Source organism: Urbifossiella limnaea (genome assembly GCF_007747215.1).
GTDB lineage: Bacteria > Planctomycetota > Planctomycetia > Gemmatales > Gemmataceae > Urbifossiella > Urbifossiella limnaea.
Genome location: NZ_CP036273.1, coordinates 2,380,392 through 2,394,619, shown reverse-complemented (window position 1 = coordinate 2,394,619; position 14,228 = coordinate 2,380,392). Strand labels below are relative to the sequence as shown.

Genomic DNA, 14,228 nt, shown 5'->3' with positions numbered 1-14,228 from the left:
GACAATGACACTTCTCCAGCCAGAGGGTCCGCCGTGTCGCGTGCCGGCCTCGTCCTGCTCCTCCTCGCCGCCGCCGTGCCCGTGCGGGCCGACGACCACTTCGAGAAGCACGTCCGCCCGCTGCTGGCCGAGCACTGCGTCGGCTGCCACGGCCCCGAGAAGCAGAAGGGCGGCCTCCGCCTCGACAGCAAGGCCGGCTGGCAGACCGGAGGCGACGCCGGCCCCGCAGTCGTGCCCGGCAACCCGGACGCCAGCCTGCTGCTGAAGGCCGTCCGCGGCGCCGACGGCGTCGAGCGGATGCCGCCGAAGGGGAAGCTGCCCGACGCCGCGATCGCCGCGCTGACGAAGTGGGTGAAGGACGGCGCCCCCGACCCGCGCGTCGGCGGGGCGACGGCGTCCGGGGCGATGACCATCGAAGCCGGGAAAAAATGGTGGGCGTTCCAGCCGGTGAAGCGGCCGCCGGTACCGGGGAGCGGGAACCCGATCGACGCGTTCCTGCTGGCGAAACTTCGAGCGAAGGGGCAATCGTTCGCCCCACCCGCCGACCGCCGCACCCTGCTCCGCCGCGCCACCTACGACCTCACCGGCCTGCCGCCGACGGCCGAGGAAGTCGAGGCGTTCGAGAAGGACACGGCCCCCGACGCCTTCGCCAAGGTCGTCGAGCGACTCCTCGGGTCGCCGCACTACGGCGAGCGGTGGGGCCGACACTGGCTCGATCTCGTCCGCTACGCCGACACCGCCGGCGAGAACAGCGACCACCCCCTGCCCCACGCCTGGCGCTACCGCAATTGGGTCGTCGACGCGGTGAATGCCGACGTGCCGTACGACCGGTTCGTCCGCGAGCAGCTGGCCGGCGACATCCTCGCCGCCCGCGGCCCGGCGACCGAGTACGCGCCCCGTATCGTCGCCACCGGCTTCCTGGCGATGGCCCGCCGGTTCGACCACGACAGCGACAAGTCGATGCACCTCACCCACGAGGACGGCATCGACACCCTCGGCAAGGCACTCCTCGGCCTCACCATCGGCTGCGCCCGCTGCCACGACCACAAGTACGACCCGGTCAGCGTCCGCGACTACTACGCCCTGTACGGCATCCTCGACAGCTCGAAGTTCTCGTTCCCCGGCTGCGAGGCCAAGCAGCAGCCGCGCGACATGGTGCCGCTCCTGCCCCCCGCCGAGTGGGACCGCGTCGTCAAGCCGCACCGCGAGAAGCTGGCCGCGCTCGACGCCGAACAGCGTGCAATTGTCGCCGAGCAGGAGGCACGCGGGAACGCCGTGCAGGCGACGTTCGCCAAGTCGCGGCTGGCGGTCGGCGCGGGAGAAAGTCCGGACGGCGGCGAAGCCGCGTTCGGCACCCGGGCCGTCGAGGTGAAGGCCGGCGACCTGCTTCTGCTGTCCGTGACGCCGCTGAAGAACCACGGCGCGGACACGACGCAGATCGAGTTCGACGTCGAGGACACGACCGGCGGCCGCAAGTGGAGCGCGGCCGCCGAGTTGGCCGACGACCTGCTCGCCGGCAACCCGCACGGCCGGGCGCAAACGTGGTGGTTCTTCGACCTGCGCACCCGGCCGACGCTCCTGCCCGAAGCCGTGCGCGACGTGAACGGCAAGGCGGGACTGTTCGCCTGGCGTAACGGCGACACGCCGAGCGTACTGGTGAACAGCACGAAAGCCGCGGCGAAGGCGTGGACCGAGTTGCCCCCGCGGTCACTGTTCGTTCACCCGGCGGCGAACGGGAACGTCGGCGTCGGCTGGCTCAGTCCGGTGAGCGGCACAGTTCGCATCACCGGCCGCGTGAAGGACGCGCACCCCGGCGGCCCGGACGGGGTGGGTTGGGTGCTGGAGCGCTTCGCCACCGGCCCCGACCTCGCCGCCCTACCCGCGCTCGCCGAACGGCGTCGCGCGATCGAGCCGCGGCGCGCCGAACTGATGCGCACCGCCCCGCGGCAGGACGTGGCCTTCGCCGTCGTGGAAGGAACGCCGGCCGACGCGAAGGTGCACCTGCGCGGCGACCCGGAGAAGCCCGGCCCGGTCGTGCCGCGCCGCTGGCTCGAAGTGCTCGGCGGCCAGCCGATCACCCCGAACGCCGGTAGCGGCCGGCTCGACCTCGCGGGTTGGGTCGCGTCCGCCGACAACCCGCTTACGGCGCGCGTGATGGCGAACCGCGTCTGGCTCCACCACTTCGGCCAGGGGATCGTCCGCACGCCGAACGACTTCGGGACGCGCGGCGCCGCCCCGACGCACCCCGCGCTGCTCGACTGGCTCGCGGCCGAGTTCGTTTCGGGCGGCTGGAGCCTGAAGGCACTGCACCGCAAGATCATGCTCTCGACCGCGTACCAGCAGAGCGCCGCGGCCGCGCCCAACGAGTTGTTCGCCGGCGTCGAGCGCCGTCGGCTGACCGCCGAGGAGCTGCGCGACAGTCTTCTGGCCGTGGGCGGCAACCTCGACCGCACGCCGGCCGGGCCGCACCCGTTCCCGCCGGAGTCGGCGTGGGGCTACACCCAGCACACGCCGTTCGGAACGTTCTTCGACACCGACCGCCGCAGCGTCTACCTCGTCGGCGTGCGGAACCGCCGGCACCCGTTCCTCGGCCTGTTCGACGGTGCCGACCCGAACGCCACCACGCCGCAGCGGCAGACGACGACCGTGCCGACGCAGGCGCTGTACTTCCTGAACGACCCGTTCTTCCACGCCCAGGCCGACCGCGTCGCCGCACGGGTGACGAGTGGCGACGAGGCGGGTCGCGTCGATCGACTGTTCCGCGTCGTGTTGCAGCGGCCGCCGTCGGTCGCGGACCGCACATTCGCAGCGGGCTTCGTCGAGCGCTACCGCCGCTCAGCGGACGACCGCGCGGCGTGGGCGGCGCTGGCGCGGGTGCTGCTGGCGAGCAACGAGTTTCTGTACGTGGACTAACTGCCCCCGCTCGCGGCTAAGCGGCGTTTACGCTGCTAAGCCGCGAGCGGCGATGCCGAGCCACCCGAGACCCACCCCATGCACCCCTCCCGCCGCGCCTTCGCCCGCTCCGCGGTCGCCGGCACGATGCTCTTCCCGGGCCTCCTCAGCGAGCTACTCGCGGCCGACGACCCGCTCGCGCCCCGCACGCCGCACCACCCGGCGAAGGCGAAGGCCGTCATCTTCCTGTTCATGAGCGGGGGCGTGTCGCACGTCGATTCGTTCGACCCGAAGCCGAAGCTGACCGCCGACCACGGCAAGCAGGTGACGTTCGACCACCCCGAGACACGCAACCGCCCCGGCTACGAGAAGCTGTTCCTGAAGCGGCCCGACTGGGCGTTCAAGCCGCGCGGCAAGAGCGGCATGGAAGTCAGCGACCTGTTCCCGCACCTCGCCGAACAGGCCGACGACATCGGCCTCGTCCGGTCGATGCACACCAGCCACTCGAACCACTACAACGCCACGCTCGGGATGCACACCGGGTCGTTCGCCGCGGCCCGGCCGAGCATCGGCGCCTGGACGAGCTACGGCCTCGGCACGGTCAACCGCAACCTGCCGTCGTTCCTCGTGCTGGCCCCCCAAATGCCCTACGCCGGCACGCAAGTGTGGGCCGCCGACTTCCTCCCGGGGATGCACCAGGGCACCCGCGTCGTGCCCGGCGCGGAGCCGGTCGCCAACCTCCGCCCGCGCGTGCCGACCGACCGCCAGCGGCTCGAACTCGACGCCCTCGCCGCGTTCAACGACGCCCACGCCGGCCGCGCCGACCCGCAACTGGCGGCGCGGGTGCGATCCTTCGAGACGGCGTTCGGGATGCAGGCCGGGATGCCGGACGCGCTCGACCTGTCGAAGGAGACGAACGAGACGCTGGCGCTGTACGGCCTGGAGCGCGGCCGGGCCGACGGCTTCGGCTGGCAGTGCCTCGTGGCCCGCCGGCTGGTCGAGCGCGGCGTGCGGTTCGTGGAGCTGATCCATACCGGTTCGTCGGCCAACTGGGACTCGCACGGCAACATGGCCGACCACGGCCGGCTGGCCCGCGAGGTGGACCGCCCGATGGCCGGCCTGATCCGCGACCTGAAGCGCGTCGGCCTGTTCGACGACGTGCTCGTGGTGTGGACGACGGAGTTCGGCCGGACGCCGTTCAACAACACGGCCGGCAACCCGGGCCGCGAGCACCACAACTGGGCGTTCAGCTCGTGGCTGGCAGGCGCCGGCGTGAAGCGCGGGTACGTCCACGGCGCGACCGACGAGCACGGCATCCGGGCGGCCGAGAAGCCGGTCCACGTCCACGACTTCCACGCGACGATCTTGCACCTGATGGGCCTGAACCACGAGCGGCTGACGTACCGCCACGCCGGCCGCGACTTCCGCCTCACCGACGTGAGCGGCACCGTCGTGCGCGACGTGTTAAGTTGACACCGGAGGATCACCCGTGCTGAAGCCCCTAACCGCGGCCGTCGTCCTGCTGCTCGGCCTTGCGCCGGCGGCCGTCGCCGCGCCGAAGCCGAACGTGCTGCTCATCCTTGCCGACGACCTCGGCTACTCCGACCTCGGCTGCTACGGCGGCGAGATCGCCACGCCGCGGCTCGACGCCCTCGCCCAGAACGGCGTCCGCTTCACGCAGTTCTACAACACCGCGCGCTGCTGGCCGTCGCGGGCCGTGCTGCTGACCGGGTTCTACGCGCAGCAGGTGCACCGCGACCGCCTGCCGACGGTCGCCGGCGGGGCGAACGGCGTCCGCCAGGCGTGGGCCCGGCTGCTCCCCGACTTCCTGAAGGCGGCCGGCTATCGCAGCTACCACACCGGCAAGTGGCACGTCGACGGCAAGGTGCTCGCCGGCGGCTTCGACCGCTCTCAGAGCATGGCGAACCCCGGCAATTTCTTTTCCTCGCGCGGCACGGCCGTGGACGACGTGGCCCAGAAGGCGCCGGCCGACGAGAAGGGCTACTATAACACGATCGCCACGGCCGACCACGCCGTCGCGTGCCTGAAGGACCACGCGGCGAACCACGCCGGCAAGCCGTTCTTTCAGTACGTCGCGTTCCACGCCCCGCACTTCCCGCTGCACGCGCTCCCCGACGACATCGCCCGCTACCGCGACCGCTACCTCGACGGCTGGGACGCCCTCCGCAACGCCCGCTTCGCCAAGCAGAAGCAGCTGGGCATCGGCACCGGCACCCTCGCGGCCGTCGAGCGCGACCTGGGGCCGCCGTACCGCTACCCCGAGGCGTACGCCAAGCTCGGCCCCGGCGAGGCGCCGCTTCCGCTGCCGTGGGGTGACCTGACGCCCGAGCAGCGCCGCTTCCAGGCGACGAAGATGGCGATCCACGCCGCGATGGTGGACCGCATGGACCGCGAGATCGGCCGCATCCTCGACCAACTCCGCGCGATGCGGGCGTACGACAACACGCTCGTCGTGTTCGCCTCCGACAACGGCGCCAGCGCCGAGATCATGGTGCGCGACGGCGGCCACGACCCGGCCGCGGCGCCCGGGAGTGCGGCGTCGTACCTGTGCCTGGGGCCGGGCTTCAGCGGCGCCTGCAACACGCCGTTCCGCCGGCACAAGACGTGGGTCCACGAGGGCGGCATCAGCACGCCGTTCATCGCCCACTGGCCGGCCGGCATCGCCGCGCGCGGCGCCCTGCGGCACACGCCGGCCCACTTCATCGACTTCGTGCCGACGGTCCTCGAACTCGCCGGCGTTCAGAAGCCGAGGGAGTGGGCCGGCGTGCGGATTCCCGCGGCGCCCGGGGTGAGCCTGGTGCCGGCGTTCGCCGCCGACGTGACGATCCGGCGCGACTTCCTGTGGTGGCTGCACGAGGGGAACCGGGCGGTGCGCGTCGGCGACTTCAAGCTGGTCGCGGCGTCCGGGAAGGCGTGGGAGTTGTACGACATGCGGACCGACCGGGCGGAGCAGCACGACCTGGCCGGGGCGATGCCCGAGAAGGCCCGCGAACTGGCCGAGGTGTGGCAGCGGCAGACGACCGCTTTCACCGAACTGGCCCGGTGAAGCGCGAATGAGGGCCTTCGGTCACGGCAACCGGCCGATCGCGACCAACGCGATGTCGTCACGCTGGTCGGCGTCGGCGGCGTGGTTGCGGACCGCCGCGACCAGCGTCGCCCCGACGGCCGCGGCGCCCCCGGCCGCGGCCGCCAGCACCGCCCGCACCCCGTCCGCCCCGAAGAGGTTGTCCGACGGGTCGGCCGCGTCCGTCACCCCGTCGCTGAACAGGAACACCGCGTCCCCGGGCTCCAGCCGAAACTCGCCGGACCCGTAGACGTGCCCCTCGTCGAATCCCACCGGCATCCCCGCGACGTCTTCCGAGACCGCGTCCTCAATCGCCCCGGCCGGCTGGCGGCGGATCAACGGCGACGGGTGGCCGGCGTTCGCCACCACCACCGCCCCCGTCGCCGGGTCGACCACGAGCACCACCAGGGTGACGAACTTGTCGGCCACGGCCGCCCGGGTCATCAGGGCGTTCAGGCGGGTCACGGCTGCGGCCAGGTCCGGGGCGGTCTCCAGACACACCCGCGCCTCCACCCCGAACTTCGCCATCACCAGCGCCGCCGACACGCCCTTGCCGGACACGTCCCCGAGCAGCACGGCGAGCCGGCCCCCCGGCAGGGGAATGAAGTCGTAGTAGTCGCCGCCGACCTGCTGGGCCGGCTCGTAGTGGGCGTAGAACTCGTACCCCGGCACGACGGGCAGGGCGCGCGGCAGCAGCGCCCGCTGGACGTCCCGGGCCACGTCCAGGTCCCGCGCCCGCCGCTGGGCCATGAGCAGGTCGCGGTGGAGCCGGCAGTTCGACAGCCCAACGGACACCTGCCCGGCCACGCCGAGGAGGAGGTGCAAGTCGTCGGCGGTGAACCGGCCGGGGGCGGCCCGGGAGTCGAGTTGCACCACGCCCACCGGGTCGCCGCCGGGATCCCACAGCGGGGCGCAGACCAGCGACCGGACGCCGAGGGCGCCGATGCTCCCGCTCTCGGGGAACTCGCCGACCAGGTCGCTGCCGAGGAGCGCCTCCCCGGCGGCCAGGCACTTGCGGATCACGGTGGTGCTGAACGCCGGCTCGTGAGGCGCCCCCGGGGCGGTGCGCATGGCCCGGACCGCGGGCGCCCCGGCCGGCCCGTCGCGGAGGACGACGAACCCGCGCTCGGCCCGCGGGAACAACACAAAGAGATGGTCGAGGAAGCGAGCCAGGAGGGCGTCGGGGTCGAGGACGCCGTGGAGCCCGGCGCCGAAGTCCAGAATGGCCCGCAGCCGGTCGGCCGGGAGCACGGTCTTCGACTGGGCGCTGTCGGCCATACTGACCGCGGCCTCGATGTTGAGCGAACTGTCCGGGTCGATCCGGAACTCGAACCGCAGGTCGCACACCCAGATCTGGTCGCGGTCGGCGAGCGGGTGGCGGCCGGGGAACGGGAGCTTCCGGCCGTTCAGGTTCGTGCCGTTCCGACTCTTGCGGCCGTTTCCGTCGCCGTCCTCGATGAACCAGTCGGCGCCGACCGCGGTGATCAGGGCGTGCTGGCGGCTGACCGGGGCGGCCCCGCGGGTCCGGGGGCCGTGAATCGTGTCGTCGATGACCACGTCGCACCCCGCCAAGCGGCCGAGGGAAAACCGCTCGCCCAGGATCGGGAAGCGATGACCGGCGCGGGGGCCGTTGAGCAGCACGAGCGTCGGCACGGAAACCTCCGCGACACGCCGGGAATGGCCAGCACGGAGTGTACCACCCCCCGCCGTCACATGCTCCGGAAAACCGCGTGGCTCGACTACGGGTGACGCAGACGGGAGCGGACGCAAAACGACCGGGGCGGACAAGATCGGCAGAAGTGCTTACCGGGCAAGCGTTCTGTCCGATCGAGTCCGCCCCGGCCTTCTCACGTCCGTCTGACTCAGTGACCCTGCGGGGATTCGACGCGACCTCTCAATCCCCTGCAAATCCTAGCGATATCGACAGAGCCGCCCCCGAGCGCGACGCAGATTCCGACGCACTTCGACTCAGAGCCCAATCTGGCAGCGCACACGACGCCGAGCTCGCCACCGTGGTCGCGGCATGGCCGACGCTCCCCGACCCGCTCCGCCGGGCCGTACTGGCGCTGGTGGGTAGCACCGGGAGTGGCCACCCTTAACGCTCACGGATTGGGCGGCAGGAACTCTTCGATCGTGACGTTTCGGAAGTCGGCTTTGTGCTCGTATTGCTGGAAGCCGATCCGCCCGCGGGTTCGGAATAGTGCGGGGAAGAGACTTCCGGCCCGCACCAGGTACTCGAGGTTATCCACCAGGAGATCCTCGCCGTTGACCCGAACGCGGATCGCCTGGCCCCGGAGTTCGACTTCCATCCGATTCCACTCCCCCTCGACCGGTGGCTTGTGGGTCGGCTTGAGGGCCGGGCCGCCAATCGAGCCGCCTCCGTTAACCTGCCCGGTCGGGAGGTTGGCCCACCGCTTGGCCCGATCGTCCGAAATCTCGATCTGCTGGTGGTGGGGGACGGGCCACGGGCGGCCGCCGGGCGTCAGGACCGGCCGTTCGCCCGGGACGGCCCTGAACGCGAATCCCGAATTCGCCCCGGCCTCCAATCGGTAGTCGAACCGGACCCGGAAGTCGCCGTACTCCTTCTCGGTCAAGAGCCAGGTCCGCGGCCCCTTGGGGATCCCGGTAGCCGTGATGACCCCGTCCTCAACTTTCCACTCCCCCGGGTCTCCGCCGTCCACGACCCACCCGGCGAGGGACTGCCCGTCGAACAGTTGGACGGGCCCGACGACGGGGCGGGAGCTATCGCCGCTCCGCGCCGTCGGAGTCGTTATCGTCCCGGGGCGTGGCCACGACGCACACCCGGCGTAGATACCCACGGCGAGCACGATACCGACAGCCGACGCTAACCAGACCCTCTTCGGCCTGCCGGCGGAAGCCGACCCGACGGGTACGGTTGGTATGACAGTGGGTACGGTCGGGATGAGGGGTATGGTGCTGTCCTTGTCGCTCGTCGTGGGGGGAAGGGTGACGAGCGAATTCCCGGCCGGAGGAGGGGCCGCCAACTCCCAGGTCGGTGCATCTGGCTCGACGAACGCGACGATCGCTCGGGCCACCTCGCCCGCGGTCTGCGGGCGGTCGGCCGGGTTCTTTGCCAGCATTCGCTCGACCAGTCGGGCGAGGCCGGAGGGAACCCCCGGGCGGACCGATTCGAGCCGAGGGGGTGGCCCCTCCCGGTGGCACTGCATCAACTCGGTCACGGTCCCGGCCGAAAACGGCGGGCCCCCTGTCAACATGTAGAAGAGGGTTCCACCCAGCGCGTAGATGTCGGACCGGGCGTCCGAAGCCGAGGGGTTCTCGAACTGCTCGGGGGCGGCGAACGCCGGAGTGCCGATCGACACCGCACCCTCGGCGACTCCGTCGGCCCGGGCGATCCCAAAGTCGAGGATCTTGAGGACGGCCGGCCCCGAGGCCTGTGCGAGGATCAGATTTGAGGGTTTGATGTCCCGGTGGATCACACCCGCGTCGTGGGCGTACTGGAGTCCGACGGCCGCCTGGCGGGCCAGTTCGCAGGCGGAGGGCACCGGCAGCCGGCCGCGGCGGGCGACCAGCCGCCCGAGGTCGCACCCGTCGATGTACTCCATCGCCAGGACCAGTGTGCCGAGTACGACCCGGGCCGAGTAGACGGCGACGATGTTCGGGTGGGCGAGGCGGGCGGCCGCCTGGACTTCACGGAGGAACTCGGTCCCGGGCCCCGGGTCGGCCTGGAGCTTGAGCGCCTCTAACCGGCCCATCAACAGGTTGCGGGCCAGGTACACGACCCCCATGCCGCCGCGCCCCAACCTCCGCAGCACCTCGTAATCGCTATAGGCGACGAGGCTCGGCGGGAGCGGGTCCGGTTCAGGTTGGTCGGAGCCCGGATCGTGAGGAGTTGGCATCAGGGGGGGCGGTCACGAATCAGTGCAGGCCGCGGTCGTCAGCCATCCCAAGTTGGGATCGGCTGAACTACTTGAGAAAGCTTAGTTTCCGGACCGCGGATCAGCCACGGTTGAAATGAACTCACGGAGGCGACCGGACCGGCTGGCCAGTCCCGGGTGAGGGGCGATCTGGGCGATTCCGACCCGGTTGGTCCACCCCGGGTTCGTCGAGCCGGTCACGGCCCCCGCTGTGGCCGCCGCGGCCGCGGCGGGGCCCGCCCTCTCCGAGCCGATCCGGCGGGCCATTCTCGCCATGGTCGCGGCGGGGAGCTGGGCGGAGGCGTGACGACGAACTCGGGTCGTTGCCCGGTGAAACCGTCCCCAAAGTCCCCATAGTTGAAGCCTCGCGGACCGACGCCGGGCCGTGCGTTCACCCGTCGCGGTTTTGCCGGTCGATGGTGCGGCAGGGGGGCCGGCCCGCCACCGCATTCACTCACGCATCCGCAGCCGCGTCGCGGCGAGTCAAGCCCGTTGCCGGCCTCGTTCCGTCGTGTTAGCATCGGCGGTTCCCCGAGGTCGCCCCGATGTCGCAAGACCGGACGCAGCCGGACGCACCGATCCGCAACCCCGTCGCCACCGGCGACTACACTCCCGCCCCCGCCCCTGACCCCGCCGGCACCCGGCCGAGTAGCCGGCCCGCGGGGGCGCGGCCAGACGGGTTGCTCGACGTGCCCGGGTACGCCGTCACCGGCGAGATCGCCCGCGGCGGCATGGGCCGGGTGCTCGCCGCCACTGACCTCGCCTTCGGCCGTGAGGTCGCCGTCAAGGTGCTCCTCCCCGGGCACGAGGCGGGCGAGGAGGCCGAGCGGTTCGTCCGGGAGGCGCGGATCACCGGCCGGCTGGCCCACCCCGGCATCCCGCCGGCCTACGAGCTCGGCACCCTGGCCGACTGCTCCCCGTTCCTGGCGATGAAGCTCGTCCGCGGCCGGACGCTGGCGGCGCTGCTGGCCGACCGCCCGGACCCGGCGGACGACCGGCCGCGGTTCGTCGGCGTCGTCGAGCAGATCGCCCAGGCGGTCGGGTTCGCCCACTCGCAGGGGGTGATCCACCGCGACCTGAAGCCGGCGAACGTCATGGTCGGGGCGTTCGGCGAGGTGCAGGTGATGGACTGGGGGCTGGCCCGGGAGCGGGAGGAGGAGCGGCCGGCCGACGCCGCGGGGGTGCGGGAGACGGCGCTGGAGGTCCGGGCGGCGGCGCTGACGGTGGCCGGGGCGGTGATGGGCACGCCGGCGTACATGGCCCCTGAGCAGGCCCGCGGCGAGGACGTGGACGCCCGGGCCGACGTGTTCGCCCTCGGCGGCGTCCTGTGCGAGGTGCTCACCGGGTCGCGGACCTTCACCGGGTCGGGGGTGGCCGAGGTGATGGCGAAGGCCCGGGCCGGCGACCTGTCCGGGGCGTACGCCCGGCTCGACTCCTGCGGGGCCGACGACGAGCTGGTGTCGCTGGCGAAGTGGTGCCTGAGCCCGCGGCCGGAGGGGCGGCCGGCCGACGGGACGGCGGTGGCGGCGGAGCTGGCGGCGTACCGGGAGGGGGTGGATGCGAGGCTGCGGCAGGCCGAGCGCGACCGGGCGGCGGCCGAGGCGAAGGCCGAGGAGCAGCGGAAGCGGCGGCGGGTGCAGCTGGCGCTGGCCGGCGTCGTGGTGCTGGTGGCGGTCGGCGGCGGGATTGCGGCGGTGCAGGTGCAGCGACAGCGGGAGCAGGACCGCATCGCCACCGAACGGGAAACCCGGGCGGCGGCGCTCGTCGATTCACTCGCTGGGGCCGACACGGGGGTGCTGCCGCGGATCGTGGGCGACCTGGCCGACCTGCGCGACCTGGCCCGGCCGAACCTGGTCGAGCTGGCCGCTCAGCCGGTGACCACGAAGGCAGGGCTCCACGCCCGGCTGGCGCTCCTCCCCGACGAGCCGCAGCGGGCGGCGGAACTGGCCGCATACCTGCCGGCGTGCCAGCCGGCGGAACTGCTCACGATCCGTGACGCCCTGAAGTCGCACGCCGCGGCCGTCGCCCCGCCGCTCTGGGCGGTGCTGGCGGACGAGGCGGCGGAGTCGGGGAAGCGGGTGCGAGCGGCGTCCGCACTCGCCGGGCTCGCTCCCACCGACCCGCGGTGGGGCGGGCTCGCCCCGGGGGTAGCGGAGGCGTCGGTGAAGGCCAACCCGGTCGAGTTCGTGGCGTGGTCGGCGGCGCTGGAGCCGGTCCGGGGGGCGCTGCTCCCGGCGCTGGTGAAGCGTTACCCCGCGTCCCGTGAACTCATCCGGGGCGGGAAGTTGGACGAGTCGAAGCTGGTGGCCGAGGCGTCGGGGTTCGACCTGACGGCGAACCTATTGGCCCGCTACGCGGCCGACCGGCCGGCGGACCTGGCCGAGCTGGCGGTGACGGTGGACGCCCGACACCACGCCCTGTTCGCCGAAGCCGTGGCGAGGAACCGTTTGGCGGTGGTGCCGCTCCTGACGGCGGAGCTGGGCCGGCGGGTGGTGGTGCCCGAAGACAGGGTGGTGATGGAGCAGAAGGGGGCGATCGCCGCCGCCGACCCGCGGGTGAAGTTTGTCATTGGCAAGCAGGTTGGCATGCTGGCCGCGAAGCAGTTCGAGGTGCGGCTGTCGGGGGGGAAGACCTACCAGTTGAGGCTGGAGAGCGCGGACTTCGATTCGTACCTGGCGGTCCGCGACAAGTCGGGGAAAGAACTGGCCGCGGACGACGACGGGGGTGGCGGTACGAACTCGTCCCTGCGGTACTCGCCGCCCGGCGACGACACCTACACGGTGTACGCCTCTTCCTTGAAGGGAACCGGCGGGTTCGTGCTGCGGGTGGTGGAGCCGGCGACCGGGGTCGAGGAGGCGCACGTGGCGCAGGCCCGTCGGCAGGCGAACGCGGCGGCGGTTCTGCTGGCGGTGGGCGAGGCGGAGCCGGTGTGGCCGTTGTTCGGTTACCCGAAGGACGGCGACCCGACGGCGCGGAGCGAGCTGGTCCACCGGGCGGCGGGTGTGGGGGTGGACGCGGGGGCGCTGGTCGGACGATTCCGGGCGGTGGCAGACGTGTCGGCGAAGCGGGCCTTGCTGCTGGCGCTGGGGGAGTTCCCGCCGGCGGCGGTGGCGGACCGGGCGGGTCTGACGGGGGAGTTGCTGGCGCTGTACAAGGACCACCCGGACCCGGGGTTGCACGGGTCGATCGACTGGCTGCTGCGGCAGCGGTGGGGGCAGGCGGCGGAACTGGTGGCGATCGACGCCGGGCTGGCTGGGGCGGCGAAGGGTGGCGACCCGGGGAAGACGGCGAAGGACTGGTACGTGACCGGGGCAGGGCAGACATTCTCTGTCATACGGGGTCCGAAGGAGTTGACGCTCGGTTCGCCGGCGTCGGAGCCGGGGCGGAACGCGGTGAGTGAACCGGCGCACCGGAAGCGGATCGGCCGCACCTTCGCAGTGGCGACGAAGGAGGTCACGGTGGCGGAGTTCCTGCGGTTCCGGCCGGGTTATTCGTGGGTGAAGCAGTACAGCCCGGACCGGGACTCGCCGGCGGTGGGGGTGATGTGGTATGTGGCGGCGGAATACTGCAACTGGCTTAGTGAGAAGGAGGGAATCCCGGAGGAGCAGTGGTGTTACGAGCCGAACGCGCAGAAGGAGTATGACGAGGGGATGAGGATGCGGAAGGGGCATCTCGGTCTGACGGGGTATCGTCTGCCGACGGAGGTGGAGTGGGAGTATGCGTGCCGGGCGGGTGCGGGGACGGCGCGGTACTTCGGGCGGCCGGACGGGTTGCTGGCGTTTTACGGCTGGGGTTACAAGAACGCGGACGAGCGGGCGTGGCCAGTGGGTCGGTTGAAGCCGAACGACCTGGGGTTGTTCGACGCCCTGGGTAACGCGCTGGAGTGGTGCGAGGACCCGGGTTTGGGGTACGCGACGGGGGTGTTGGAGGACCGGGAGAACGCACAGTATCTTGAGATTAACGAGCGTTCAAACCGCATTCTCCGGGGTGGCTCGTTCAACCTCACGCCGGCCGGCCTGAGGTGTGCGCACCGCATCATCTACCGGCCGACCACCGGCCTCAGCACGAACGGGTTCCGCCTCTTCAGGACTTTGATTGATTAGTATTTTAGTATTTTACTATCTTGCTCTTGGTCCGTCCGCCGCGCAGCGGCTAGCAACCGATTCTTCGCCTAATTCTGACCCGGGCTATACGATCGGTCATGCGAATCGGCGTCACGCTTGCCCCCCGGGCTGGGAGACGGGGCGGGGCATGGCCCGGGGGCGGTGATGCCGCGGCGGCCGACCCGCGGGACGAGAAGCGCCCCGGCACCCACCCCTTCGGCCCGTGCCACACGTTCACCATCTCCGAGCCCA

6 protein-coding genes are annotated in these 14,228 nt (G+C 71.8%); 4 read left to right on the top strand and 2 right to left on the bottom strand.

From position 1 onward, the window contains the following. The first annotated feature begins 33 nt into the window (after nucleotides 1-33). The 3 genes from ETAA1_RS09510 to ETAA1_RS09500 all read left to right on the top strand — a co-directional run bounded on the left by ETAA1_RS09510 (nucleotide 34) and on the right by ETAA1_RS09500 (nucleotide 5,959). Complete coding sequence (locus tag ETAA1_RS09510; RefSeq protein WP_145236818.1) at nucleotides 34-2,913, top strand: PSD1 and planctomycete cytochrome C domain-containing protein; 2,880 nt, start codon at nucleotides 34-36, stop codon at nucleotides 2,911-2,913. A 78-nt stretch (nucleotides 2,914-2,991) separates the two neighbouring features. Next, nucleotides 2,992-4,365, top strand: a complete 1,374-nt coding sequence (locus tag ETAA1_RS09505; RefSeq protein WP_145236815.1) for a DUF1501 domain-containing protein — start codon at nucleotides 2,992-2,994, stop codon at nucleotides 4,363-4,365. 16 nt (nucleotides 4,366-4,381) lie between these two features. Beyond that, a complete protein-coding gene (locus tag ETAA1_RS09500) occupies nucleotides 4,382-5,959 on the top strand; it encodes an arylsulfatase (RefSeq protein ID WP_202920796.1) in 1,578 nt (525 codons plus the stop codon). Between the two features lie 21 nt (nucleotides 5,960-5,980). Here ETAA1_RS09500 and ETAA1_RS09495 read toward each other — a convergent pair whose 3' ends face one another. Together ETAA1_RS09495 and ETAA1_RS09490 are read right to left on the bottom strand one after the other, a co-directional pair. Beyond that, a complete protein-coding gene (locus ETAA1_RS09495) occupies nucleotides 5,981-7,630 on the bottom strand; it encodes a SpoIIE family protein phosphatase (RefSeq protein ID WP_145236813.1) in 1,650 nt (549 codons plus the stop codon). A gap of 449 nt (nucleotides 7,631-8,079) precedes the next feature. Continuing rightward, nucleotides 8,080-9,855, bottom strand: coding sequence for a protein kinase domain-containing protein (locus tag ETAA1_RS09490; RefSeq protein ID WP_145236810.1), 1,776 nt, complete (start codon nucleotides 9,853-9,855; stop codon nucleotides 8,080-8,082). A gap of 563 nt (nucleotides 9,856-10,418) precedes the next feature. On the opposite strand from ETAA1_RS09490, the gene ETAA1_RS33405 reads away from it, so the two are divergent. Beyond that, the gene (locus ETAA1_RS33405; protein ID WP_145236808.1) at nucleotides 10,419-13,976 is read left to right on the top strand and encodes a protein kinase domain-containing protein; all 3,558 of its coding nucleotides are present in this window, start codon (nucleotides 10,419-10,421) and stop codon (nucleotides 13,974-13,976) included. Nucleotides 13,977-14,228 lie beyond the last annotated feature (252 nt).